The 26849-nt window shown below is 66.7% G+C and carries 11 protein-coding genes; 3 read left to right on the top strand and 8 right to left on the bottom strand.

What is annotated here, in order from left to right; all coding sequences use genetic code 11:
- Positions 1-20: 20 nt before the first annotated feature.
- Genes M1D55_RS01980 through M1D55_RS01995 form a run of 4 tightly spaced genes read right to left on the bottom strand, consistent with a single transcriptional unit; the run spans position 21 to position 2927 of the window.
- Complete coding sequence (locus tag M1D55_RS01980; RefSeq protein WP_456280950.1) at positions 21-1013, bottom strand: TauD/TfdA family dioxygenase; 993 nt, start codon at positions 1011-1013, stop codon at positions 21-23.
- Positions 1010-1945 carry a 4'-phosphopantetheinyl transferase family protein gene (locus M1D55_RS01985; RefSeq protein ID WP_456280951.1) on the bottom strand — a complete coding sequence of 312 codons (936 nt, stop codon included), beginning with the start codon at positions 1943-1945 and terminating at the stop codon, positions 1010-1012. Before M1D55_RS01985 ends, M1D55_RS01980 begins: the two co-directional genes overlap by 4 nt.
- A complete protein-coding gene (locus tag M1D55_RS01990; protein WP_456280952.1) occupies positions 1939-2706 on the bottom strand; it encodes a thioesterase II family protein in 768 nt (255 codons plus the stop codon). Before M1D55_RS01990 ends, M1D55_RS01985 begins: the two co-directional genes overlap by 7 nt.
- A complete protein-coding gene (locus M1D55_RS01995) occupies positions 2703-2927 on the bottom strand; it encodes an MbtH family protein (protein ID WP_006577824.1) in 225 nt (74 codons plus the stop codon). The genes M1D55_RS01990 and M1D55_RS01995 overlap by 4 nt, the downstream gene beginning before the upstream one ends.
- Before the next feature lie 242 nt (positions 2928-3169).
- Between M1D55_RS01995 and M1D55_RS02000 the strand changes: the two genes are divergently transcribed.
- Complete coding sequence (locus tag M1D55_RS02000; RefSeq protein ID WP_043441153.1) at positions 3170-4531, top strand: lysine N(6)-hydroxylase/L-ornithine N(5)-oxygenase family protein; 1362 nt, start codon at positions 3170-3172, stop codon at positions 4529-4531.
- 127 nt (positions 4532-4658) lie between these two features.
- Here the strand turns inward: M1D55_RS02000 and M1D55_RS02005 are convergent, their stop codons facing one another.
- Entirely contained in the window at positions 4659-5750 is a 1092-nt protein-coding gene (locus tag M1D55_RS02005) for a GNAT family N-acetyltransferase (protein WP_456280953.1), read from the bottom strand.
- A gap of 256 nt (positions 5751-6006) precedes the next feature.
- Here M1D55_RS02005 and M1D55_RS02010 point away from each other — a divergent pair, with 256 nt between their 5' ends.
- The gene (locus M1D55_RS02010) at positions 6007-7215 is read left to right on the top strand and encodes a PepSY-associated TM helix domain-containing protein (RefSeq protein WP_456280954.1); all 1209 of its coding nucleotides are present in this window, start codon (positions 6007-6009) and stop codon (positions 7213-7215) included.
- Positions 7212-7457 carry a hypothetical protein gene (locus M1D55_RS02015; protein WP_456280955.1) on the top strand — a complete coding sequence of 82 codons (246 nt, stop codon included), beginning with the start codon at positions 7212-7214 and terminating at the stop codon, positions 7455-7457. The genes M1D55_RS02010 and M1D55_RS02015 overlap by 4 nt, the downstream gene beginning before the upstream one ends.
- Here the strand turns inward: M1D55_RS02015 and M1D55_RS02020 are convergent.
- From M1D55_RS02020 to M1D55_RS02030, 3 genes are read right to left on the bottom strand one after another with little or no spacing between them, the layout of a single operon-like run.
- Complete coding sequence (locus M1D55_RS02020; protein ID WP_456280956.1) at positions 7408-14424, bottom strand: amino acid adenylation domain-containing protein; 7017 nt, start codon at positions 14422-14424, stop codon at positions 7408-7410. The genes M1D55_RS02015 and M1D55_RS02020 overlap by 50 nt on opposite strands.
- Before the next feature lie 27 nt (positions 14425-14451).
- Entirely contained in the window at positions 14452-19098 is a 4647-nt protein-coding gene (locus M1D55_RS02025) for an amino acid adenylation domain-containing protein (protein ID WP_456280957.1), read from the bottom strand.
- A complete protein-coding gene (locus M1D55_RS02030; protein ID WP_456280958.1) occupies positions 19095-26846 on the bottom strand; it encodes an amino acid adenylation domain-containing protein in 7752 nt (2583 codons plus the stop codon). The genes M1D55_RS02025 and M1D55_RS02030 overlap by 4 nt, the downstream gene beginning before the upstream one ends.
- Positions 26847-26849: the final 3 nt, after the last annotated feature.

Consider the following 26849-nt stretch of genomic DNA (forward strand, 5'->3'; position numbering starts at 1 on the left):
GGCGGTGCGCCCCGACATTGCTACGCCGGCGCGCCGTGCGGCTCCGCCATCGCCACCACGACCTTGCGCGGACCGCTGAACGGCTCCCGCGCGTGCGCGGTCAGCATATTGTCCAGCATCAGCACATCGCCCTCCCGCCACGGGAACACGATCTTGTGCGCGTCCAGCACCGCGCGGACCGCGTCCAGCTCGGCATCGGGAATCGGCGTGCCGTCGCCGTAGTAGACGTTGCGCGGCAGGTCCTCTTCGCCGACGGTATCGAGCAGCACCTCGCGCATCTCGGGCGCCAGCGCCGACAGATGGAACAGATGGGCCTGGTTGAACCACACCGGATCGCCGGTATGCGGATGATGGGCGATGCCCTGTACCCGCTGCCGCGTGCGCAGTTCGCCGTCGTCCTTCCATTCACAGACGATGCCATGTCGCGCGCAGTACGCCTCGACCTCGGTCCGCTCCTCGGTGTTGAACACCTGCTGCCAGGGCACATCCATGCCGTTGCCGAAGTTGCGTACATAGCAAAGCCCGCGCGTGGCAAAGCGTTCCCGTGTGCCGGCATCGACCGCGCGGTAGATCGCGCGGCTGTCGGCAATCGGCGTTTCGCCGCCCTGCGGTGCCGCGCGTTCGCAATAGAACCAGATCTTCATCGGCCATTCGCGCGTATAGGCCTGTTCGTTGTGCAACGGAATCGATTGGTGCGCCGGGTATTCGGTCGAGGTATAGACGCCGCCAGTCACCTTGCTGCGCGGCGTGGAACCGAACTCGTAGCTCAGCAGCGGATGGCCGAAGGCGGCGGCAAAGGCCCGAAATCCCTCGGCGCCGCCGACGGCGAACGAGCGGAACAGCACGCCGCCGGTGGTGCGCAGGTGCGCGTCGATGTCCGCGCGCAGACGGGGCAGCGCTTCGATCAGCGGTTCGCCCGCGCTGGCGGCCTCGATCGTGAAGGGCAACGCCGCCGCGCGCGGCGAAGACGCGGCGGTCAGCGACTCGACGGTAGGCGTAGACAGATCGGTCATGCGGTCCTCATCGGGATGGCTTCGGCAGAGTTTCTCCCCTCTCCCGCTCGCGGGAGAGGGGCGGGGGAGAGGGAAGGGCGTTCGCCAGAGCGAAGGTCGTCGATATGCCAGGGCTCTTCGCTCTCTCCCAACCCCTCTACCGCGTGGCGGGAGAGGGGAGCCGAGAGCGGTCGAGCAAGTAGCGCCACGGCGGCGCGATATGGCAGGTCAGCACAGCTCACTGGGCACGGCAGCGAGACAACGAGGCTGGCCTCTGCCGGGTGCCACGACCCGAGCGACGTCGGCAGCTTTTCGCTCGGCCCACGGGGGCGCCAACATCCATCCCCGGATCCCTGCAGCGCAACCTGCTGCCAGCGCGCATCGGCGATGCCGGTGCCCGCCGCCTTGGTCAGGGCTTCGCGGGCGGTCCACAGCGCATAGAAGCGGTCCAGCCGCAGCGCGGGATGGCAACCGTGCAGCATCGTCTGTTCGTCAGGCGAGAACGCCGATGCGGCCAGCGCAAGCGGCTCCACCGGGCGGCACTGCTCGACGTCGACACCGACCGCCGCGATCGCCGGATCGGTTGCGATGGCGATCAATCCGATCCGGCCGCTGTGCGAGACGTTGAATCTCGGCGCGTCGTGGATCGCCGGCGGCAATATCGGTTTGCCCTGGGGGCCGGTCTGCAGCGGCAGTTCCCACGGCGCAAGGTCGAGATACGCGCCGAGCAAGCGCCGCAGCGCACCGCGTACCGCGGCAAAGCGGGCCCGATCGGCGACGCGGCGATAGGCGCGCAGCCGTGCCGTTTCCGGCGGCGACAGGACTGCCAGGTCGCCGGGCACAGGGTCGGCCCGGATGTCGATGTCCAGTCGCCAGACACGGATGTCGTAGCGCGCGAGCGGCGAGGGAAGGGGGACAGGAACCGGCACGGGCACGAGCGTCGGCGCTAGCATGCGCTGGCCTCCGCGGCATTGCTCACCGGGGCAGCCGGGGCCGATACGCCGAGCTGCATGCCGATTCGCGCCAGCATCGAGCCGGTGTGCTCGCGCAGGAAGAAGTGGCCGCCGTCGTACCAGTCCAGCGTAAAGGCACCCGCCGTTTCATGCCCCCAGCCGGCGATCGCACCGCCGACGCTGCGATCGCCACGTCCGCCGAATGCATGCAGCGGACAGCGCAGCAACGGCCGCTCGCGATGCCGATAGCTCGCGCAGACACGAAAGTCGGCACGCAGCACCGGCAATGTCAGCGCCATCATTTCCTCGTGTTCGAGCAGCTCCGGCGGCGTGCCATCGAGCTCGCGCAGATGATCCATCAGGGCGGCATCGTCGAGCGGCCCGGCGAAACGGTCTGGCTCGCGCAGAAGGGGGGCCGGACAACCTGAGACCAGCAGCGCGCAAGCGGGCTCGCCCCCGGCCTGCCAGCGGTGTGCCAACTCGTAGGCGAGCAGCCCGCCCATGCTGTGGCCGAACAACGCGTGGCGGCTGCGTGCCGACTGCGCCAACAGCCGTTGCTGGCGCAATTCATGTTCGAGCTGGTCGCACAGCGCATCGAACGACCCGCACAGCGGCTGGCCGATCCTGGTGCCACGGCCGGGCAGTTCGACCGGCCGGATCGTCAGCCCGGCGGGCGCCGCGCGATGCCATCCGGCATAGGCTGCGGCGCCCGCGCCCGCATTGGGCAGGCACCACAGCGTGACCGGCCCCTGCGTAGTCATCGCGCCGTGGACTCGCCTTGCGCTTCCATCGCGGCGCGCAGGCTCGCCGGCCGCATATCGGTCCAGTGGGTCTCGATGTACTCCAGGCATTGCTGCCGCTGGCCGCTGAAGCCGACGGCTCGCCAGCCGGCCGGGATCGGACGGTAATCGGGCCAGATCGAATACTGCTCTTCCGGATTGATGACGACCTGGAAGAGCAGCGTGTCGCTGTCAAAGCTCATGGTGTGTCCCTCGTCTGACTGGATGCGTGGCGGTGGCGACGCAGATGCGAGCGCCTGTGACAACAAGACGGACCGCGACGGGGCGAATTTAGTCGGGCTGGCCGGCTTGCGTTCGGGATAGCCAGATCGAGTCTGAAAATCTAAATATCGCCGGCCCCGGATCGTCACATCGGATATCCCCGCACGAGACGCGGGGTCGGCCGCTGCGTCGGTCGCCGAACTCCCACCGCAAGGGGCATCAGATGACAAGCAGTGCTTTGGAATACGATCTACTCGGTATCGGCTTCGGGCCATCGAATCTGGCGCTGGCCATTGCGATGGAAGAGCGCGCAGGTGCCGCGGCCGCTGCCCGGGCCGTGCGCCCACCGCGCTATGCCTTTATCGAACGCAAGCCCGATTTCGTCTGGCACGGCGGCATGCTGCTGGACGACACCGATATGCAGATCTCCTTCCTGAAGGATCTGGCCACCCTGCGCAATCCGCGCAGCCCTTATACCTTCATCAACTATCTGCACAGCCGCGGCCGGCTCGAATCGTTCATCAACCTGAAGACCTTCTTCCCAAGCCGGATCGAGTTCAACGATTACCTGGCTTGGGTCGCGTCGCACTTCGGCGAGCGTTGCCACTATGGCGAGGAAGTGATCGACGTGGTGCCGGAGCCGGCCGACGGCGTGGTGCAACGCCTGCGTGTCCGTTCGCGTGGGGCGGACGGGCGCATTCACGAACGGCTGACGCGCAATCTGGTGATGGGCGTGGGCGGCGAGCCGCAGGTGCCCGCGGCCTTCCGTGGCTGGCGCGATGCGCGCGTGGTGCATTCGTCGGGCTATCTGGACCGGATCGCCCAATATCGCGGCGACAACGCGCCGCGGCGGATTGCGGTGGTCGGGGGCGGGCAGAGCGCGGCCGAGGTCTTCATGGACCTGGTCAAGCGCTTCCCGGCCGCCGAGGTCGCGATGGTGATGCGCGGCGGTGCGCTGAAGCCGTCGGACGACAGCCCGTTCGTCAACGAAATCTTCAGCCCGGGCTTCACCGACTTCATCTATCGGCAGCCGGGCGATCGCCGCCAGCAGATGCTGCAGGAATACCGCAATACCAATTACTCGGTGGTCGACCTTGACCTGATCGAGCGTATCTATCAGCTGCTCTATCAGCAAAAGGTGGTCGGCAATCCGCAGCACCAGTTGCTTCCCGGCAAGGACATCGAGGCGGCCGCGTCCCAACCCGACGGCATCGCCTGCGTGCTGCGCGACCGCGCGAATGGCGCCGTGCAGCGCCAGCAGTTCGATCTGGTGGTGCTGGCCACCGGTTATCGGCGCCAGGCCCATGAGCGCATGCTGGCGCCGCTGGCCTCGCTGATCGGCGAAGGCTTCCGGGTCGACCGGCACTATCGGCTGCAGACTTCGACGCGCTGCCTGCCGCAGATCTTCCTGCAGGGATGCTGCGAGGACAGCCACGGCCTCAGCGATACGCTGCTGTCGGTGCTGGCGGTGCGCTCGCACGAGATCGCCGAGGCGGTGCTGGCGAACGAGACGCAAGCGGGCCGTGAGGCGGTGCCGCTGGCGCCGGAGACGATCGAGTCCCGGCCGCTGGTCGGCACGGCGTAGGCATATCGCTGACTATGTCGTCGTCCCCGCGCACGCGGGGACCCAGTGACTTCAGCGCTCTCACAAGACGCTGGCCCCCGCGTCCGCGGGCGCGACAATCTTCTACCGTGTTCGCGGGAGTGACACATCAGGACGCCGTGTATAACCCGTCCCGGTCCGCGGGCAGGTACAGATGCTCGCCAAAGAAGCGCTCGCGCAGCAGCATCACCAGCATGGCCTGCTTGTGCGGGAAGTCGAACAGCTTGACCTTCGAGAAGCCGGCCCGGTCAAGATTGGCGATCTGGCGGTGATGGTCGGAGCGCGGTTCGCCGACGATGCGCTGCGTGCGCGGATCGTCGAGGAACTGGAAGTGCTGGATGGCGGGGAACCATGCGGTCAGGAAGGGCTTGCCCCGAAATGCCGGCTCGCCGATCAGCACATGCCAGCCGCGGTCGTAGTCGTTGGCGTCGTAGAACGGCGCGATGCGGTTCTCCTTGGCCCAATAGACCTCGAAGTAACCGAACGGCGTGCCATCGATCGATGCGATCAGCGGCAGCATGTGCGGATCGTCGATCAGCCCTTGCAGATAGCGCCGGTGCTTTTCCGCGTCGCCTTCCTCCTGCCAGAAGTGAGCGACATCGGGATCGTTCATCCAGCGGTGCAGGCTGGCAAGGTCGTGCTCGACGGTGGCGGCGTGCAGCGTGAACGTGCGCCGCAGCCACGGAATATAGCGGGCATAGACCGTGCCCGCCGGCTTCGGCGGACGCACCGGATGGCGTTTCTCGCCGGTCATCGCATAGCGCAGCGGATAGGGCGTCTCGAGGCGGCCGCCCAGCCATAGCGGGGCGTATTGCCACAGCATCGCCGCCTCGCAACGGTCGCCATCGGCGTGCGGACGGACCACACCGCGCCGATGCAGCAACGCCCGCGTCGGCTGGTGTTCGATATCGACGTCGACGACGGTGGCGCTCCACTGCGTCGTGATCGCTTCGAGCGCGGCGATCGCGGCATCGGCGGACGCTTCCGTCTCGGCAAACGACTCCGCGAGTCGCAGCACCGGGCGAGGGCCGTGGGCAACGGCAAAGGCCGCGAGCGGTTCGTTGCGGCGGGCGTCCCGCACCTCGAGCCGCCCGGCTTGCCACGACGATTCCAGCGCGTCGCCGCGCGCCTCGAAGGAGCGAAATCCCTGGAACGGGGCGGCCGCGCTGCCCGTCTCGCTGCCCGTCTGTTCGATCGTCATGATGTTCTCCATGGTGGTGGCCGGAAAAGGCGTTCGGCCGGTGTTGGAGAGACGGTGGGGGAGGCGGGAAATTTACGCAGGCGCGAGATTGTTGCCTCCGCGAAGGCGGGGCCCAGCGTCTTTGCTGGCGCGCTGAAGTCGCTGGGTCCCCGCATGCGTGGGGACGACCGGTGACCGGACTATCTCCCCGCATCAGACCCATATAGAATGCGAATCATTCGCAAATAGGAAAAGGCCGCCGCCCGCGCCAGCCACCATGCATATCCGAACGTTCCGCATCTGGTACCTGATCCACAAATGGACCAGCCTGATCTGCACCGTCTTCCTGCTGCTGCTGTGCCTGACCGGCCTGCCGCTGATCTTCGGGCATGAGATCGACCACTGGCTGGGCAATGGCGTCGAGGCGCCGGAGCTGCCGGCCGACGCGGGCCGGGTGCCGGTCGACCGCATCGTCGCCGACGCGCTGGAACGGCGCCCCGGCACGGCCGTCCGCTTCGTCACCGCGGACGACGAGGAGCCGGTCTGGTTCGTCTCGCTGTCCTCGCGCGAGGCGCCGCGCCAGGGCGGAGCGCTGCTGACCTACGACGCGCGTACCGGCGACCTGCTGCGCGATACGCCGCTGCGGTCCGGCTTCATGCTCGTCATGGTCAAGCTGCATACGGACCTGTTCGCGGGTCTGGCCGGCACGCTGTTCCTTGGCTTCATGGGACTGCTGTTCGTCATCTCGATCGTCTCGGGCATCGTCGTCTATGGCCCGCTGATGAAGAAGCTGCCGTTCGGCACCGTGCGCCGTGAACGCTCGACACGGCTCAAATGGCTGGACCTGCATAACGTGCTGGGCATGGCTACGCTGTCGTGGGCCTTCGTGGTCGGGCTGACCGGCGTGCTGCTGACGCTGGCCAAGCCGACATACAGCTTCTGGCAGGCCACCGAGTTGAAGGCCATGGTCGCGCCGTTCGCGGCCAAGGACGGCGCGTCGCCCGCTGCTGCCGCGCCGCCCGAGAAGCTGGCCTCGCTCGATGCGGCGATCGCGCTGGCCAGGGCCGAGGAGCCGGACATGACCACGGCTTTCGTCGCCTTCCCCGGCACGCCGCTCGCCGGCAACCATCACTACGCGGTCTTCATGCGCGGCGACGCGCATATCACCTCGCGCCTGATCAAGCCGGTGCTGGTCGACGCGCAGACCGGTGCCTTCGCGGCAAAGCGCGAGATGCCCTGGTACGTCGCCGCGCTGCGGATTTCCGGCCCGCTGCATTTCGGCGACTACGGCGCGATGCCGCTGAAGATCCTGTGGGCCGTGCTGGACCTCATCACGATCGTGTTGCTCGGCAGCGGCATCTATCTGTGGGTTGGCCGCACGCGCACGACCAATGCGCGCCTGCGCAAGCTCGAAGACGAGCAGCGTACCGCGGAGCGCGCCGCGCCCCTGGTCGCCGCCGTGACCCAAAGCGGAGCCAGCCGATGAAAACGCCCGGGACGTTTCTGTGGATCTACGGCATGCCGATCGTGCTGGCCATCGCCGGCTGCGTCGGCCTGGCCGCCGCGCTGTTCGCGGACGGGGTTTGGGACTGGGTCTCGTGGATGGCGCTGGGTGCGATGACGGCGGCCGGGCTCTGGTACGCGCTGATCCCGGCCCCCTCGTCCACCGAGCGCGGCATCAACCGTTCGCCGGCACGGCCTCCAGCCGATCGCGCAGCCCGTCAATAAAGGCCGGCGCCCGCACGATTCCCAGGTGGGTCGCCGCGACCCGCTGGGTATAGGCTGGCTGCCGTTCCAGCATGGTGGCCAGCCGTTCGATATCCTCCTCGGCCCGGTCGCCCGCCCACCAGCAGGTCGGTGCCACGCGCAGCGGCTGCAGCGACATGTCGTGACTGAGCTCGCGCAGTCGCTCGGCGGTGGCGAACATCCGTGACAGCTCGTCCGGGTCCGCGTGCGCGGTGCCACCGGCCAGCGTGAAGGCCCGCCGGACCAGATGCTCGACCAGCGCGGCGCCTTGCAGCTCCGCCCGCGCCTTGGCCAATTCCTCTGCAAAGCCGCTGTCCGCCAACTGCGGAAACAGCTGCAGAAGATACTGGTGGAGGTCGTCGAGGGAACCACGCTGGCGGACCGCAGCCGTCCCCTGGCGCGGCACCAGGGTGTCCACCAGCCCAAGGAACGCCACCGTTTCGCCGGCGTCTTCGAGGATCGCCGCCATTCGCGCGGCCAGTGCGCCGCCGAGCGACCATCCCAGCAGCCGATAGGGACCCGTGGGTTGCACGGCGCGAATCGCCATCACGTGCAGATGCGCAAGATGTTCGAGGGAGTCGAACGTGTCCAGCGGCGGACAGGCCAGCCCATGGACCGTGCAGGCGCCCTCCAGCGATCGGGCCAGCGGCGTGTAGTCGAACACATTGCCAAACGACGCGTGCAGGCAGAATAGCGGCGTTGCATCGCCGGAAGGCCGATTCAAGGGCACGGGCCGATGCTGCGCAGCGTCGGCGCCGCCGAGCACCTGGCACAGCGACGCGATCGTCTGGTGTTCCATCAGATGGCGCAACTCGATCGCCAGACCCGCGCCTGTCGCGGCGCGCAGCCGGGTCAGCACTTGCAGGCAGAGCAGCGAATGACCCCCAAGCTCGAAGAAGTTGTCGTGGATGCCGACCTGCTCGGCGCCGAGCACGTCCTGCCAGATTTGCGCAAGCAGCGCCTCGGTCTCGTTGCGCGGGGCGATATAGCCTTGCGTTTCCCATACCGGGGCGGGCAGGGCGCGGCGGTCGAGCTTGCCGTTGGGCGTGACCGGGAGCCGTTCGAGCGCGGTAATTTGAGCCGGGACCATATGGTCGGGCAGTTTGGCCTTCAGTTGGGTCCTTAGCACGGCGGTATCCGTGCCGTCCAACACGCAGAAGGCGACCAGCCTGTCCTCATGGACGATCACCGCGGCATCCTTGACCCCGGGCTGTGACCGCAGCAGATAGGCAATCTCGCCAAGCTCGACGCGGTAGCCGCGGATCTTGACCTGTTCGTCCTGGCGGCCGAGGTATTCGATTCGGCCCTCCGCATCCTGCTTGACGCGATCGCCGGTGCGGTACATCCGTGCGCCGGAGGTTAAGGGATCGGGCACGAAGCGTTCGGCAGTGAGCCCGGGCCGTCCAAGGTAGCCGCGGGCCAGCTGCGGTCCGGCGATATAGAGTTCGCCGACAATGCCGCTTGGTACCGGGTTCAGGTCGGCGTCCAGCACGTAGACGCGCGAGCCGGGTAGCGGTGTGCCGGTAGGTAGCTGCCGCTCGGGCAGGGACACGGCTTCATGCGTCAGCACGCCGACGGTCGTCTCCGTCGGTCCGTAGTGGTTGAACAGCCGGCAGTGCGGCTTCAGGTCGCGGACCATGCGAGCCAGCTCGGCTGAGGTCGCTTCGCCACCAAGAATCAGTGCCTGCTCGGGCAGCACGTCGGCAGGCTGCCGAGCCTGCAGCAACCCGCGCAGATGACTCGGCACGATCTTGAGCACGCCGACACGGTGCCGGGCCATGTACTGAGCAAACCGATCGGGATCGAAGCCGCGTTCGCGCGAAATCAAATGCAAGGTACGGCCGCTGCAAAGGGCGCCGAACAGCACGGTATGGCCGAGGTCGGCGGCGGTGGTGGAAACCATCGCCATCGAGGCATCGGCCGGCAGCTCGAGCCGGTGCAGCACGCCCGAGACGTATTGCGCGAGCGCATCGTGGCTGACGACCACGCCCTTCGGGGTGCTGGTCGAGCCGGAGGTGTAGATCAGATAAGCGGCCTGGCCTGGAAGCAGAGAGATGGCAGGGGCGTCGTCAGCTGGTGCCACCAAAGCCGGATCGATGCAATCGACGCCGGGCACGGAGCCGACGACAACCGGTGCCCCGGCATCGTGGAGCAACTGCCTCAAGCGTTCGGCAGGCTGTGCCGGATCGAGCGGCACACAGACGGCTCCGGCCTTCAGGATGCCAAGCAGTCCTGTCACGAACGCCGGTGAACGCTCGACACAGAGCCCAACACGTATCTCGCGCCCAACGCCGCGCTCGATCAACGCCGCGGCAATACCATTGGCCAACCGATCGGTCTCACCGCGCGTCAGCGTGCGATCCTCATACTGCAATGCAATGGACAAGGGATTCCCCTCCACGTTGCATCGCCATGCCGAAAGCATGTCCGCCGGCGCGGAGCTCACGGCGTCTCCGACGAGCCTTCCGTCGTCCCCGCTGCTCAGCATCAACTCACTGACACGAGGGTCAGACACTGTCGCCATCTGATCCAGAATACCGAGGTAGTGCCGCAGCATCCGTTCGACGGTATGGTGGTCGAATAGATCGCAGGCATATCCCATGGCCCCAAACACCGCGCCGGTCTGGTCCTCCTGGGTGTCCAGGGACAAGTCCACCTTGGTCAATCGGACGGATCGCTCCACCGGTTCCAATTGCAGTCCCGGCAGACGTTGCGCAATGCTACGGTCGCGCCGCTGATGGTTCAGCATGACCTGGAACAGCGGGTTACGCGACGGGTCCCGCTCCGGTTGCAGCGCCTCGACCAGTTGCTCGAACGGCAGCTCCTGATGGGCCTGAGCCTGCAGCACCGACTCGCGGGCACGGGCCAGCACGCATTCGAACGCCATGCTGCCGTCGATTTCGATACGCAGGACCTGCGTGTTGACGAAGAAGCCGACCACGCCCTCCGTTTCGACGCGGTTGCGGTTGGCCACCGGCACGCCGACGCGCAGGTCGCGCTGTCCTGTGTAGCGGTAGAGCAGGACCTGGAAGGCGGCCAGCAGCACGGTAAAGAGGGTGGTGTCGGCACGACGCGCCAAGGCCCTGAGCTTGGCTGTGAGGTCCGCATCGAGCGAGAACGGAACCGCGCCGCCGCGATGGCTCGGCACCGCCGGGCGTGGCCGGTCCGTCGGCAGTTCCAGCACGACCGTGCCATCGTCTGCCAGATGCGACTTCCAGTAGCGCAGCTGCCGCTCCAGTTCGCCGGCCTCGAGCCACTGCTTCTGCCAGGCCGCGTAGTCCGCGTACTGGATCGGCAGCGGAGCCAATTGCGCCGACTGACCGCTGACGAAGCCCGCATAGAGCCGGGCGAACTCGTCGACCACTACGTTCATCGACCAGCCGTCGGAGACGATATGGTGCATCGTGACCAGCAGGATCTGGTCGTCGTCGGCCAGGCGCAGCAGTCGAACGCGCAGCAGTGGTCCCTGTTCGAGGTCGAATGGGGCCTGGGCCTCGGCGTCGACCTGCGACTGGATCGTGGTGTCACGGCGCGCCGGATCGACGTCGCGCAGATCGCTGATGGCGATCGGCAGTGAGGCGGACGGATGGATGCGCTGCACCGCCTGCTCGCCCTCCTGATGGAAGGTAGTGCGCAGGCTCTCGTGCCGCTCCACCAGCGCATCGAAGGTCCGCTGCATCGCTGCCTGGTCAAGATTGCCGCGCAACCGCACCGCCCGGGGAATGTTGTACGCGGCGCTGTTGCGGTTCCATTGCCACAGGAACCATAGCCGTTGCTGGGCCCACGACAACGGGATTGGACCGCTTCGATTGGCCAGTGCCGGGCCGGGATTGATCGTCGCCGTGGACGGCAATGCGCCGCCCTGGTTTGCCGCTATCGCCTGCGCAAGGTCGCTCAGTACCGGATTGGAAAAGACCTGCTTGGGCAACAGCTTGTGGCCGGCCTTCTTCAGCCGGGCGATCACCTTCAACGACAGGATCGAATCGCCCCCAAGCTCGAAGAAATTGTCAGTGGCACCGACGCGTTCGACACCGAGGACGTCTTGCCAGACCTGCGCGAGCAGCGTCTCGATGTCGTTGCGCGGGGCGACGTAGCCTTGCGTCTCCCAGACCGGTGCGGGCAGCGCACGGCGGTCCAGCTTGCCGTTTGGCGTGATCGGCAGCCGGTCGAGTGCAATCAGCTGCGCCGGGACCATATGGTCCGGTAGTTGCGCCTTGAGGCGGGACCTGAGCGTCGCGGTATCGGCCTCGTCCAGCACGCAGTAGGCGACCAGCCGGTCGTCGTGGACGATCACCGCGGCGTCCTTGACCCCGGGCTGTGACCGCAGCAGATGGGCGACTTCGCCGAGTTCGACACGGTAGCCGCGGATCTTGACCTGTTCGTCCTGGCGGCCGAGGTATTCAATCCGGCCCTCCGCATCCTGCTTGACGCGATCGCCGGTGCGGTACATCCGTGCGCCGGAGGTGAAGGGATCGGGCACGAAGCGTTCGGCAGTGAGCCCGGGCCGTCCGAGGTAGCCGCGAGCCAGTTGCGGCCCCGCGATATAGAGCTCACCGACAATGCCGCTTGGTACCGGGTTCAGGTCGGCGTCGAGCACATAGACGCGCGAGCCGGGGAGCGGGATGCCGGTCGGCAGCTGCCGCTCGGGTAGGGTCACGGCTTCATGCGTGAGCACGCCGACGGTCGTCTCCGTCGGGCCGTAGTGGTTGAACAGCCGGCAGTGCGGCTTCAGGTCACGGACCATGCGAGCCAGCTCGGCTGAGGTCGCTTCGCCACCAAGAATCAGTGCCTGCTCGGGCAGAACATCGGCAGGCGGCCGGGCCTGTAGCAACCCACGCAGATGACTCGGTACGATCTTGAGCACTCCGACACGGTGCCGGGCCATGTACTCAGCAAACCGATCGGGATCGAAGCCCCGTTCGCGCGAGATCAGATGCAAGGTTCGCCCGCTGCAAAGGGCGCCGAACAGCACGGTATGGCCGAGGTCGGCGGCGGTGGTGGAAGCCATCGCCATCGAGGCATCGGCCGGCAGCTCGAGCCGGTGCAGCACGCCCGAGACGTAATGCGCGAGCGCATCGTGGCTGACGACCACGCCCTTGGGGGTACCGGTCGAGCCGGAGGTGTAGATCAGGTAAGCGGCCTGATCCGGGAGCAACGAGACGGAAGGGGCCGCGTCCACTGGTGCCACGGAGGCCGGATCGAGGCAATCGAAGCCCGGCACGGAACCGACGACAACGCTTGCGCCAGCATCGTCCAGCAGCTGGCGCAAGCGTTCGGCCGGCTGTGCCGGATCGAGCGGTACACAGACGGCCCCGGACTTCAGGATGCCAAGCAGGCCGGTGACGAACGCCGGCGAACGTTCGACGCAGAGTCCAACCCGCATCTCCCGCCCGACACCACGCTCGATCAGCGCCGCGGCAATACCATTGGCCAACCGATCGGTCTCCATGCGCGACAGGATCTGATTCTCATATCGCAACGCAATGGCCGAAGGATTCCCCTCAACGCTCCACCGCCAGCAAGCCAGCACATCCGGCGGCGTTCCCTCATCCGATTCAGCGACCAGCACGCCCCCGTCGCCGGGGAGTCCAATCTGCCCAAGGCATTGGTCGGGATCGGACAGCATCCGCCGGAGCGTCTGTTCCATCCGGTCCAGCATTGCGGTGATGTCGCAGTCGGCGAAGCGGTCGCGCTGATAAGCGAGCGTCAGGTGCAGGCACTCGTCCATCGCGGCGATCAGGCTCAGCGGATAGTTGTTGCGGCCGCTGATGACAAAGTCGCCGCCATCTTCCTTGGCGCCAGCGCCCAGCAGGCGGATGTCGATATCGCCCTGCCTTTGCTTCAGCGCCGCGTCGACGGGATAGTTCTCGAACACCAGGATGCTGTCGAACAACGCGCCGCCTTCGCCCGGGCGTGCCAGCCGCTGGATGTCCGGCAGCGGCATATGCTCGTGCTGCTGATTCTCTATCGCCTGCTGCTGAATGGTGCGCCACCATTGCCCGACCGGCGAATCGCTGGGTAGACGGACGCGCAGCGGAATCGTGTTGATGAACAGGCCGACCATCGTCTCGATGCCTGGAAAGTCCCCGGATCGCCCGGACACCGTGGTCCCGAACACCACGTCGTCGCTGCCGCTGTGCCGGGCCAGCACCCAGGCCCACAAGGCTTGCACCAGCGTATTGACGGTGATGCCCGCCCGTCGCGCCAGCGTGCGCGCGGTGTCGCTGAGAGCCGGCGATAGCGACAGCTTCTGTTCCGCATAGCCGGAGCGGCCGGTCTCAGGCACGCTCGCCGGCAGCGGCGTCGGCATCTCGACGTCGGCCAGTGCCTGCTGCCAATAGCTCGCGGACGCCGCCTTGTCGCGCTGGCCCAGCCATTGCAGATAGGTGCTGAACGGACGCGGCGCCGTGGCGGGCAGCGGCTCGCCGCGGCGCAACGTCAGATAGGACTGCAACACGTCGCTGAGCACCATGCCGACGCTCCAGCCATCCATCGCGACATGGTGGAAGGACCACGCCAGCCACCAGCGCTGGGCCTCCACGTGGAACAGACTGAGCCGAAGATCGGCGGCCCTGCGAAAAGGGAAGCCCTCCAGCCGCTGTGCCTTCAGTCGGGCTTCGAGCTGCCGGCGCTGCTCGTCCGCCGGCAAGTTGCGCCAATCGACCTGCTCGAGTTGAACGGGCCGCCGTTTGTACGCGATCTGCAGCGGCACATCGCTCTCGCCCCAGATAAAGTCGCTCCGCAGCGCCTGATGCCGGTCGGCCGTCCATTGCCAGGCGCGGATGAAGTCGTCGATCGCCAGTTCGCCGCGAATGTCGAACACGCGCTGATAGTGATAGGGGTCGCCGTCGCCGCGTTCCAGTGCGTGGAACAGGACGCCCTGCTGCAAGGCGGTCAACGCCGCAATGCTCTCGATGTCCTGTTTGCGTCGTTCGGTGGCAATCGTCATGGTCGGATTCAAAAGTCGGAAGGCGGCTTAGAGCACGTTATCGAGCAGCGCGTCGAGCGCTGCCTGGTCGATCTGGACGTTGACCAGGTCGGATGGCGTCATGCCGTGGTTGTCGAGACAGAGGCAGTGCTCGATCACGGCTTCCAGTTCGCGGCGGAGCGCATCGCCCAGCCGCTCGATCGTGGCGGGGTCGAACTGCTTGCAGCTGTAGCCCAGTTTCAGCACCAGCTCGGCGCCGAAGACCTGGCCATTGATGGTCAGCGCGTTGCCGAGCGGGGCGTGCGCATCACGGCTCGCGCCGCTCGGTTCGTCGGCCAGCGCAAAGTCGGCACCCTCGCCGGCGGCCTGGTCGAACTGGCCCAGGTAGTTGAAGGTGATGCGCGGCTCTGCGCGACGCGCCAGCTCGGATCGGATTTCCGCGGGGCCAAGATGGCGAAGGAGCCCATAGCCGATGCCGTTGCCGGGGATCGCACGCAAGGTTTCCTTGACCTGCTTGATGGTGTCGCCGATGCCAGGGGCGACGGGTAGCACCACGGGGAACACCGTGGTGAACCAGCCCACCGTGCGGCTGATGTCGACCGATTGGTGGAACGTTTCGTCGAACGTTTCCCGTCCATGCCCTTCCAGCTGGACCGCGACGCGCGGCCGTTGCGTCCATGTGCCGACCGCACGCGCGACCGCGGTCAGCAGCAGGTCGTTGATGCGGGTGCGATAGGCGCGGTGGGCCTGTTGCAGCAGTTGCGTGGTGCGCGCCGCGTCCAGGCGGATCGTGTGCTGCCGCCCATCGACAGCCAGCGCCGGCGTGTCGTGATCGGTTGTCAACGCGGGCACGTCCGGTTGCGACAACCAGTAGTCCGCCTGCCGCCGCATCGCGTCGCCGTGAGCGTGTTCCGCCAGGGTCTCGGCCCACGTCTTGTACGACGCCGTCTTCGGCGGAAGCGCGATCGATTGTCCTTGCCGTGCGAGGCGATACGCTTGTTGCAGGTCCTCCATCAGGATCCGCCATGACACGCCATCGACGACCAGATGGTGGACCGCCAGCAGCAGCCGCTCGCTGCCATCGGGCAGTCGAAGATGCAGTGCCCGCAGAAGCGGTCCTTGTTCAAGGTTCAGGCTTCGTTGGGCCTCGCCGCAACGGTCCGCGATGGCGTCGGTGTTTGCCACCTCTTCGTGCCACAACAGGTCGTGATCGTCGAGTTCGGCGTAATGCTGTCGCCATTGCACATCGGACTGCCGATAGCGCAGGCGCAATGCATCGTGATGCGAGACGAGCGCCTGTAGCGCGTGGCGCAGCGCTGCCTGGTCGATCGGCGCAGCGGGCCTGAGCAATACCGACTGGTTCCAATGATGGCGATTGCGTATCGGCGTGTCGAAGAACCATCGCTGAATCGGCAGCAGCGGTACTTCACCGGTGGGTTTGTCTTCGGCGGGCCGTTCGGCATCTTCACGCGTCGCGGCGCGGGCCAGTGCCTGCACGGTCTGATGCAGGAACAAGTCCTTGGGCGTGAAGCGCAGGCCCACGTGGCGCGCCTTGCTGACCGCCTGGATCGACAGGATCGAGTCTCCGCCGAGCTCGAAGAAGTTGTCGGTCACGCCGACTCGTTCGACACCGAGCACCTCTTGCCAGACCTGCGCCAGCTTGGCCTCGACGTCGTTGCCCGCGGCGACGTAGCCACGGGCCTCCCACACCGGCTCAGGAAGCGCACGGCGGTCGAGCTTGCCGTTCGACGTGACCGGAAGTTGGGTCAGAGGAACGATCTGCGCCGGCACCATATAGGGCGGCAGGACGTTCTCCAGATACGCCTTCAGCGCCGCTGCAACTTCCGCCTCGCCGGGCGCCGGCACGACGTAGCCAATCAACTGCTTGCCGCTTGGTCCATCGTGGGCGACGACCACCGCTTCCCGCACGCTTGCATGCGCACGCAGCCGTGCCTCGATCTCGCCCAGTTCGATACGATAGCCGCGGATCTTGACCTGATGGTCAATGCGGCCGACGTATTCGATGCTGCCGTCGCGGCAACGCCGGACCAGATCGCCGGTGCGGTACATCCGTGCGCCAGAGGCGAACGGATCCGGCACGAATCGTTCGGCGGTCAGCCCCGGCCGGCCGACATAGCCCCGCGCCAGGCCAAGCCCGCCGATATACAGCTCACCGGCCACGCCAACCGGCACCGGGTTCAGGTCGGCGTCGAGCACGTGGGCGGTGCGGTCGCCCACCGGCTTGCCGATCGGCACGTAGGCGCTGGAGCAGTCGGTGTCGTGCTGTCCGACCCAGGCCAACGGGGTGACCACGGCCTCGGTCGGCCCATAACCATTGATCAGCGTACCGGCCTGGAACTTCTGCTTGATGCGGGCGAAGGCCTCGCGCGACATCGCTTCGCCGCCGAAGGACAGCAGCCGCAGCGGTACCGGTTCGGTGGCCGCTTCAGCGAGCCGAAGCAGATAGGCGGGCGGGAAGCCAGCATTGGTCACGCCGTCGCGTGCTATCACTTCGAGTGTCTGCTCGGCGCTCCACAGTGCGTCATCACGCAGCACCAGCTGGGCGCCGGCGATCAGCGGCACCAGCCAGCGCTCGTGGGCACCGTCGAAGTTGAACGACAGGAAGTGCAGCTCCCGATCGTCCGGCCCCATGCCGTACTGCGCGACGGTGGCGTGGCAGTGCATCGCCAGGGGGCCGTGTTCGACGGCGACGCCCTTGGGGGTGCCGGTGGAACCCGACGTGTAGATCAGGTAGGCCAGTTGGCGGGAATCGACTGCGGGCAACTGCACCACTTCCGGCTCGCCAACGTCATCCATGACGATGAGCGGCAGGGTAGTGTCGATGCGGCCGGTCAGCGCGCGAGAAGTCAGCACGAGCTTGACGCCAGCGTCCCGCAGCAACTGTTCGATACGCGCAGCCGGCAGTTCAGGGTCCAAGGGCAGGTAAGCGGCGCCGGCCTTCAGCGTGGCGAGCAGCCGCACGATCAGGTCAGGGCTGCGGTCGAGCACCACGCCGACGACGGCCTCCGGGCGGACGCCCGTTGCATGCAAGGCGTAGGCCAGACGCGTGGCGGCGGCATCGAGTTCACCGTAGCTGACGACACGCTGCCCGCAGCGAATCGCAATGGCCTCGGGACGCTGGGCCGCTTGGCGGGCGATGGTGGCGTGAACCGGATCGGCGGCCGAAAAGCGGCGATCCGCAATATTCCAACCGATCAACTGCTGCTGCTCGTCCGCAAGCAGCAGCGGGATCGCGGCGATCGAGATGGCCGGTTCGTCCGCCACCGAACGCAGCACGCCGACATAGTGCCGCTGCAAACGATCGACCGTATCGTGGTCGAACAGATCCGCGGCATAGCCGAAGACGCCGTTGAGGATGCCCTGTTCGTCCTCCTGCGTATCTAGTGCGAGATCGACCTTGGCCGCGTTGGCGGTCCGCTCGACCTTCTCCAGCACGAGGCCGGGCAGGCGATCCAGCGCACGCAGATCGCGCCGCTGGTGGTTCAGCATGACCTGGAACAACGGGTTGTGGGACAGGTTGCGCTCGGGCTGCAAGGCCTCGACCAGTTGCTCGAACGGCAGCTCCTGATGCGCCTGCGCTTGCAGTACCGATTCGCGAGCGTGGGCCAATACCGATTCGAACGACATGCTGCCGTCGATTTCGGTACGCAATACCTGCGTGTTGATGAAGAAGCCGACGACGCCTTCGGTCTCGACCCGGTTGCGGTTGGCCACCGGCACGCCGACGCGCAGGTCGCGCTGTCCTGTGTAGCGGTATAGCAGCACCTGGAAGGCGGCCAGCAGCACGGTGAAGAGCGTGGTGTCGGTTCGACGCGCCAAGGCCCTTAGCTTGGCAGGAAGGTCGGCGTCAAGCGAGAACGAGACCGCGCCGCCGCGATGGCTCGGCACCGCCGGGCGTGGCCGGTCGGTCGGCAGCTCCAGCACGACCGTGCCATCGTCTGCCAGATGCGACTTCCAGTAGCGCAGCTGCCGCTCCAGCTCGCCGGCCTCGAGCCACTGCTTCTGCCAGGCCGCGTAGTCGGCGTACTGGATCGGCAGCGGAGCCAATTTCGCCGGCTGGCCGCTGACGAAGCCGGCATAGAGCCGCGCGAACTCGTCGATCACTACGTTCATCGACCAGCCGTCGGAGACGATATGGTGCATCGTGACCAGCAGGATGTGGTCGTCGTCGGCCAGGCGCAGCAGGCGCACGCGCAGCAGCGGGCCCTGTTCGAGGTCGAATGGGGCCTGGGCTTCGGCATCGACCATCGATTGCACGGAAGCGTCGCGCTCGGCGGACTCGACGTCGCGCAGATCGCTGATGGCGATCGGCAGTGAGGCGGGCGGATGGATGCGTTGCACCGCCTGTTCGCCCTCTTGATGGAAGGTGGTGCGCAGGCTCTCGTGCCGCTCCACCAGCGCATCGAAGGTCTTCTGCAAGGCAGGCTGATCGAGAGTGCCACGCAGCCGCACGGCACGCGGAATGTTGTACAGGCCGCTGTTTCGTTCGAGTTGCCACAGGAACCATAGCCGCTGCTGCGCATACGACAGCGCGGCCTCACTGCGCCCACGTGCCGCGATCGGCAGTCGTCCGAAGTCCATGCCCCGGGCGTTCAGCTCGTCAATGAATCGCTGCTGTCCCTCGGGCGACAGGCTGGCGAACCGTTGTGCGAGGCGAAGTTTGTCCACGCTCATGCTTCTGTCTCCAGGGTATCGAGCCACGCGTCCATGTCGGCCCAGTCTTCCGCTTCGGTGGCGTTCTCGCCGGCGTTCTGATTGCCATTCGTCTGCCCGATGCGGGCTGCCATCTCGGCGAGGCTCGACGACTCGAAGTAAACGCGTAGCGGAACTGGCACAGGCAGGCTGGCGTTGACCAAAGCGGCGAGACGCGTGACCAGCAGCGAATGTCCGCCGAGCTCGAAGAAGTTGTCGTGGATGCCCACACGCTCGACGCCAAGGACGTCTTGCCAGACCTGCGCGAGCAGCGTCTCGATGTCGTTGCGTGGGGCGACGTAGCCTTGCGTCTGCCAGACCGGTGCGGGCAGGGCGCGGTGGTCCAACTTGCCGTTTGGCGTGATCGGCAGCCGGTCCAGCACAATGATCTGAGCCGGCACCATATGGTCGGGCAGCTGTGCCTTGAGCCGGTCCTTGATCGTCGCGGTGTCGACGACGTCCAGCACGCAGTAGGCGACCAGCCTCTCCTCGTGGACGATCACCGCGGCGTCCTTGATCCCCGGCTGAGACCGCAGCAGATGGGCAACTTCGCCGAGTTCGACACGGTAGCCGCGGATCTTGACCTGTTCGTCCTGGCGCCCGAGGTATTCAATCCGGCCGTCCGCATCCTGCTTGACGCGGTCGCCGGTGCGGTACATCCGTGCGCCGGTGGCGAAGGGATCAGGCACGAAACGCTCGGCGGTCAGCCCGGGGCGATCGAGGTAGCCGCGGGCCAGCTGCGGCCCCGCGATATAGAGCTCACCGACAATGCCGCTTGGTACCGGGTTCAGGTCGGCGTCGAGTACGTACACGCGCGAGCCGGGTAGCGGGATGCCGGTCGGCAGCTGCCGCTCGGGTAGGGTCACCGCTTCATGTGTCAGCACGCCGACGGTGGTTTCCGTCGGGCCATAGTGGTTGAACAGCCGGCAGTGCGGCTTCAGGTCGCGGATCGTTCGAGCCAGTTCGGCAGAGGTGGCCTCACCGCCGAGGATGAGCGCCTGCTCGGGCAAGACATCGGCGGGTCGGCGGGCCTGCAACAGACCGCGCAGATGGCTCGGTACGATCTTCAGCACGCCAACGCGGTGCTGCGCCATGTACTCGGCAAACCGATCGGGATCGAAGCCACGCTCGCGCGAAATCAGATGCAAGGTGCGGCCGCTGCAGAGGGCGCCGAACAGCACGGTATGGCCGAGGTCTGCGGCTGTGGTCGAGACCATTGCCATCGAGGCATCGGCCGGCAGCTCGAGCCGGTGCAGCACGCCCGAGACGTAATGCGCGAGCGCATCGTGGCTGACGACCACGCCCTTCGGGGTGCCGGTCGAGCCGGAGGTGTAGATCAGGTAAGCGGCCTGATCCGGGAGCAACGAGACGGAAGGGGCCGCGTCCACTGGTGCCACGGAGGCCGGATCGAGGCAATCGAAGCCCGGCACGGAACCGACGACAACGCTTGCACCAGCATCGTCCAGCAGCTGGCGCAAGCGTTCGGCCGGCTGTGCCGGATCGAGCGGTACGCAGACGGCCCCGGACTTCAGGATGCCAAGCAGGCCGGTGACGAACGCCGGCGAACGTTCGACGCAGAGTCCAACCCGCACCTCCCGCCCGACACCACGCTCGACCAGCGCCGCCGTAATCCCATTGGCCAACCGATCTGTCTCGCCGCGAGTCAGCGTCTGTTCCTCGTATCGCAGCGCAATGGCAGAAGGATCCGCCACGACACTGCGCCGCCAGGCGGTCAGTACATCGGCTGCGGCGGTCCGCACATCGGCTGCTCCAGTGCCCGGCGACTCGCCCACCAGCATTCCGTCGTCTCCGCTGGCAAACCGCAGTTCGCCGACGCGAGCGTGCGGCGCCGAGACAATCTGCTCCAGCACAACCAGATAGTGCCGCTGCAATTGCTGGACGGTCGCTTGCGAGAAGAGGTCGCATTGATAGCTGCAACCGATATCCAGCGTCGCGCCAGCTGAGACCACCAGCGTCAGCGGATAGTTGGTGGTCGCCGCATGGCTGACCTCGCCGAGCTTCAGGCCGTTCTGCTCGCGCTGGCGCAGGGCGGCATCGACCGGGTAGTTCTCGAACACCAGGATCGAGTCGAACAGCGCCTGTCCGCCTTGGCCGGCCCAGCGCTGGATTTCGTACAGCGGCACGTGTTCGTGCTCGCGCAGGGCCAGGTTTTCGGCTTGTAGCGCCTGCAGCCAGTCGGCGACGGTCTGGTCGGGCGCAGGCGCCTGGATCACCGGCAGCGTATTGATGAACAGGCCGAGCATCGCCTCGGCGCCGGGCAATGCTGCCGGCCGGCCGGCCACCGTGGCGCCAAAGGCGACGGCACGCCGTCCGGTATAGCGCTGCAGCACGATGACCCAGGCCGCTTGCAGCAGCGTGTTCAGCGTCAGATGCTGGCTGGCGGCACTGCGTTGGATACGGGCGAGGGCGTCTGCATCGAGCGTGGTGCGGCAGGTCGCATGACCGGTGCCGGCGTCAGGCGCAGGAAGAGCGGACGCCAGCCGCGTCGGCTCGTCGAGCGCTTGCAGCCGCTCGCGCCAGAACGATTCGCTGGCGGCGACGTCGTGCGTCTGCAGCCAGGCGATGTGATCGCGATAGCGGGAGGCGGGCACTTCAACCGGCTGGCCGTGGTAGCGCTGCAGGACTTCGCCGATCAATCGGGCCGTGCTCCAGCCATCGAGCAGCAGATGGTGGCTGGTCCAGATCATGCGGTAGCGGTTCGCTCCAAGATAGAGAAGGCGCACGCGCATCAGCGGAGGCGTGTCGAGCGAGAAGGCCTGTTTCCGTTCCGCGAGCGCGACGTCCTCGCACTCGGATTCGTTCCACTGCCGCTGCGCATCGATGCGCACCGGCGAAGGCACCTGCCGATAGACCGCCTGCATCGCCTGCCCGTCGATCCAGACAAAGCCGGTTCGCAGGATCTCGTGGCGCGCCACCGTTTCGTCCCAGGCCGCGCCGAAGCGATCGGCGTCGAGGCCGTCGAGCGTGATGGCTAGCTGGTTGACGTAAAGCCCGGCCTCGGGCGCGTATAGCGAGTGGAACAGCATGCCGTGCTGCATCGGCGTCAGCGGATACAGGTCCTCGATCTGGCGGCCGTCGAGGCGATCGAGCTGATCCTGAGTCAGGCCCGCGAGCGGCACGTCGGACGGCGTCAGCGCGCCGGGCGGCACGCTGACGCAATGGTCGATGGTCGTCTCCAACGCGCCGCGATAGGCCTCTACCAGCGAGGCGATGGTCTCGTGACGATAGCGGGCGGTGCTGAAGCTGACCGCCAGCGACAGCACGCCGCCGCTCACCTGACCGTTGATCGTGATCCAGTTGCCGAGCGGGGCTTCCGGCGAGACGGGTTGACCCGGCGATTCGGCGGCGCGATCGAACAGGGCCGCGTCGCCTGCGCTGGCATCGAGCTGGCCCAGGTAGTTGAACGTAATGCGAGGCAAGCGGAGCGCAGCGAGTTCATCGCGGATCGACTGCGGCCCCAGATGCCGCAGCAAGCCATAGCCGAGCCCGTGATCGGGGATGCCGCGCAGCGTCTCCTTGACCGCCTTGATGCTGTTGCCGGTGTCGTGGAGCACCGGCAGAACGACGGGGAACAGGCTGGTAAACCAGCCGACCGTGCGGCCGATATCGACGTTGTCGAACAACGCCTCGCGGCCATGTCCCTCCAGGAAGAGGGCGGCTCTGTCCACGCCGGCCCAATGTCCGACGGCTCGCGCGAGCGCGCTCAGCAGCAGGTCGTTGATCTGCGTGCGATACGCCGATGGGGCTCGCTTGAGCAGCCGCTGCGTCTGCGCAGCAGACAACTGCAGCGTCAGCGTGGCGGCGTCGGCGATCCGATCCTCGTCGACGGCGTGATCGCACGGCAATTCGGGCCCTTGCTGGGCACGCCAGTAGTCGGCCTGCTGGATCAACTCGTCCGAACTCGCGTGCCGCACCAACGCCTGTGCCCAAGCCTTGTACGACGCGGTCTTGGGCGGCAGGGCGATCGGCTGCCCGTCCCTCGCGAGGCGGTACGCCTGCTGCAGGTCCTCCAGCAGAATCCGCCAGGAGACGCCATCGACCACCAAGTGGTGGACGACCAGCAACAGCCGCTCACCGCCGTCCGGCAGCCGAAGGTGAAGTGCGCGGAGCAGCGGACCGTGTTGCAGATCCAGGCTTTGTTGTGCGCGGTCGCAGTGTTCGCCGATTGCATCGATGCCGGCGATCTCTTGCTGCCACAGGACCTCGTCTTCGATGGGTTCCGCGTAGTGCTGGCGCCACTGCCCATCGGTCTGCAGGTACCGAAGCCGCAGCCCATCGTGATGGCGGATCACGGCATGGAGCGCCTGCCGCAATGCGTCGCGGTCCAGGGGAGTCCGAGGGTGCAACAGCACCGATTGGTTCCAGTGGTGGCGTTGCGGTATCGCGGTCTCGAAGAACGCCTGCTGGATCGGCAGCAGCGGCACCTCGCCGGTGGGGGTGTCCTCGACGGCATGGTGTGCTTCGTCGCGCGTGGCGACCTGCGCCAGCGCCTGCACGGTCTGATGCAGGAACAGGTCTTTGGGCGTGAAGCGCAGGCCTACTCGACGGGCTCGGCTGACCGCCTGGATCGACAGGATCGAATCGCCGCCGAGCTCGAAGAAGTTGTCGGTGATACCGACTCGCTCGACCCCGAGGACGTCCTGCCAGACCTCGGCGAGCAAGGTTTGGATATCGTCGCGCGGCGGGACGTAGCCTTTGGCTTCCCACACCGGCTCGGGAAGCGCGCGGCGGTCCAGCTTGCCATTGGTCGTCACGGGCAGCCGATCCAGCACGAGGATGTGCGCCGGGACCATATAGGCGGGCAGGCAGCCTTCCAGATAGGCGCGGAGCGCGGCGGAGATATCGCCTGCATCCTGGCCGGCAACTACGTAGGCGACCAGCTGCTTCCCAACCGGACCGTCGTGCGCCAGCACAACGGCTTCCCGCACGCTTGCATGCGCACGCAGCCGTGCCTCGATCTCGCCCAGTTCGATACGATAGCCGCGGATCTTGACCTGATGGTCAATGCGGCCGACGTATTCGATGCTGCCGTCGCGGCAACGCCGGACCAGATCGCCGGTGCGGTACATGCGGGCGCCTGGCGCGAAGGGGTCGGGGACGAAACGTTCCGCGGTCAGGCCCGGTTTGCCGACATAGCCGCGCGCCAAACCGAGGCCGCCGATATACAGCTCGCCGCCCAGGCCTAGCGGCACCGGGTTCAGGTCGGCGTCGAGCACATAGGCGGTGCGGTCGCCCACCGGCTTGCCGATCGGCACGTAGGCGCTGGAGCAGTCGGTGTCGTGCTGCCCAACCCAAGCCAGCGGCGTGACGACGGCCTCGGTTGGCCCGTAGCCATTGATCAGCGTGCCGGCGCGGAACTTCTGCTTGATGCGGGCAAAGGCCTCCCGGGACATCGCCTCGCCGCCGAAGGACAGCAAGCGCAGCGGTACCGGTTCGGTGGCCGCCTCCGCGAGCCGTTGCAAGTAGGCAGGCGGGAAGCCGGCATTGGTCACGCCGTCGCGTGCTATCACTTCGAGGGTCTGCTCGGCGCTCCACAGGGTGTCGTCACGTAGCACCAGTTGGGCGCCGGCGATCAGCGGCACCAGCCAGCGTTCGTGCGCGCCGTCGAAGTTGAACGACAGGAAGTGAAGCTCGCGGTCATCCGGTCCCATGCCGTACTGCTCGACGGTGGCGTGGCAGTGCATGGACAAGGGACCGTGTTCGACAGCGACGCCCTTGGGCGTGCCGGTCGAGCCGGAGGTGTAGATCAGGTAGGCCAGCTGGCGCGGATCGACAGTGGGCAATCGCACCGCCTGCGGTTCACCAATGTCCTCCATGACGATAGTTGGCAGGCTGGTCTCGATCCGGCCGCTCAGGGCTCGGGATGTAACAACGAGCTTGACGCCGGCGTCCCGCAGCAACTGCTCGATACGCGCAGCCGGCAGCTCAGGGTCCAAGGGCAGGTAAGCGGCGCCGGCCTTCAGCGTGGCGAGCAGCCGCACGATCAGGTCAGGGCTGCGGTCGAGCACCACGCCGACCACGGTTTCCGGGCCCGCTCCGGCCGCATGCAACGCATAGGCCAGACGCGTGGCGGCGGCATCGAGTTCGCCGTAGCCGACGGCGCGATCGCCGCAACGCACGGCAATGGCGCCGGGGCGCCGGGCTGCTTGGCGGGCGATGGCGAAATGTACCGGCTCCGCAGTAGAGAACCGCCTGTTGGGCGTGTTCCAGTCACGCCATTGACCTTGCTCGTCGATATCGAGAAGGTTCAACTCTCCGATACGAACCTCAGGCCGAGCGACGACCTGCTGCAACACAGCGACGAAATGCCGCTGTAGACGCTCAACCGTATCGTGCTCGAACAGATCGGCCGCATAGCCGAATACGCCATGAAGGAGGCCCTGTTCGTCCTCCTGCGTATCGAGTGCGAGATCGACCTTGGCCGCGTTGGCGATTCGCTCGACCTTCTCCAGCACCAGACCTGGCAGGCGATCCAGCGCACGCAGATCGCGCCGCTGGTGGTTCAGCATGACCTGGAACAACGGGTTGTGCGCCAGGTTGCGCTCGGGCTGCAAGGCCTCGACCAGTTGCTCGAACGGCAGCTCCTGATGCGCCTGCGCTTGCAGTACCGATTCGCGAGCGTGGGCCAATACCGCGTCGAACGCCATGCTGCCGTCGATTTCGGTGCGCAGCACCTGCGTATTGACGAAGAAGCCGACCACACCCTCGGTCTCGATCCGGTTTCGATTGGCCACCGGCACGCCGATGCGCAGGTCGCGCTGTCCGGTGTAGCGGTAGAGCAGCACCAGGAAGGCGGCCAGCAGCACGGTAAACAGGGTGGTATCCGCGTTGCGAGCGAGGGTGCGCAGCCTGGACGACAGTTCGGCATCGAGCGAGAACGAAACGGCGCCACCACGATGGGTTGGGACCGCCGGACGCGGCCGATCTGTCGGCAGCTCCAGCACGACGGTGCCATCGTCTGCCAGATGCGACTTCCAGTAGCGCAGTTGCCGCTCCAGCTCGCCGGCCTCGAGCCACTGCTTCTGCCAGGCCGCGTAGTCGGCGTACTGGATCGGCAGTGGCGCCAAGGGCGCGGGCCGGCCGCTGACGAAGCCCGCATAGAGCCGGGCGAACTCGTCAATGATCACGTTCATGGACCAGCCGTCGGAGACGATATGGTGCATCGTGACCAGCAGGATGTGGTTGTCGTCGGCCAATTGCAGCAGACGGACGCGCAGCAGCGGTCCCTGTTCGAGGTCGAACGGGGCCTGGGCTTCGGCGTCGACCATCGATTGCACAGCAGCGTCACGCTGCGCCGGATCGATGTCGCGCAGATCGCTGACGGCGATCGGCAGGGAAGCGGGCGGATGGATGCGCTGTACCGCCTGCTCCCCATCCTGATGGAAGGTGGTGCGCAGGCTCTCATGCCGCTCCACCAGTGCATCGAAGGTCCACTGCAGGGCGCCATCATCCACCTGGCCACGCAGACGCAGCATGCCGGCGAGGTGATAGGCGCTGCCGGCAGGGTCCAGCTTCCACAGGAACCACATCCGCTGTTGTGCAGCGGACAGCGGCAGATCGCTGGTGGCCGGTCGCCAGTCCGGCGTGATCGGCAGCACCGACAGCGAAATGCCTTGCTGGCCCAGCCGCTCAAGCAGAATCTTCCGCTTCTCCGGCGGAAGGCCGACGAAACGCCGGGTCAGTTCCCGGCTCGCTTGCTGATCGTTCATTGG

It is taken from the genome of Cupriavidus sp. JZ107, assembly GCF_053903255.1.

Coding starts and splice junctions, on each gene's coding strand:
- M1D55_RS02030 (WP_456280958.1), bottom strand. CDS start 26,846: ATGAACGATCAGCAAGCGAGCCGGGAACTGACCCGGCGTTTCGTCGGC.
- M1D55_RS02010 (WP_456280954.1), top strand. CDS start 6,007: ATGCATATCCGAACGTTCCGCATCTGGTACCTGATCCACAAATGGACC.
- M1D55_RS01985 (WP_456280951.1), bottom strand. CDS start 1,945: ATGCTAGCGCCGACGCTCGTGCCCGTGCCGGTTCCTGTCCCCCTTCCC.
- M1D55_RS02015 (WP_456280955.1), top strand. CDS start 7,212: ATGAAAACGCCCGGGACGTTTCTGTGGATCTACGGCATGCCGATCGTG.
- M1D55_RS01990 (WP_456280952.1), bottom strand. CDS start 2,706: ATGACTACGCAGGGGCCGGTCACGCTGTGGTGCCTGCCCAATGCGGGC.
- M1D55_RS02025 (WP_456280957.1), bottom strand. CDS start 19,098: ATGAGCGTGGACAAACTTCGCCTCGCACAACGGTTCGCCAGCCTGTCG.
- M1D55_RS02020 (WP_456280956.1), bottom strand. CDS start 14,424: ATGACGATTGCCACCGAACGACGCAAACAGGACATCGAGAGCATTGCG.
- M1D55_RS02005 (WP_456280953.1), bottom strand. CDS start 5,750: ATGACGATCGAACAGACGGGCAGCGAGACGGGCAGCGCGGCCGCCCCG.
- M1D55_RS01980 (WP_456280950.1), bottom strand. CDS start 1,013: ATGACCGATCTGTCTACGCCTACCGTCGAGTCGCTGACCGCCGCGTCT.
- M1D55_RS02000 (WP_043441153.1), top strand. CDS start 3,170: ATGACAAGCAGTGCTTTGGAATACGATCTACTCGGTATCGGCTTCGGG.
- M1D55_RS01995 (WP_006577824.1), bottom strand. CDS start 2,927: ATGAGCTTTGACAGCGACACGCTGCTCTTCCAGGTCGTCATCAATCCG.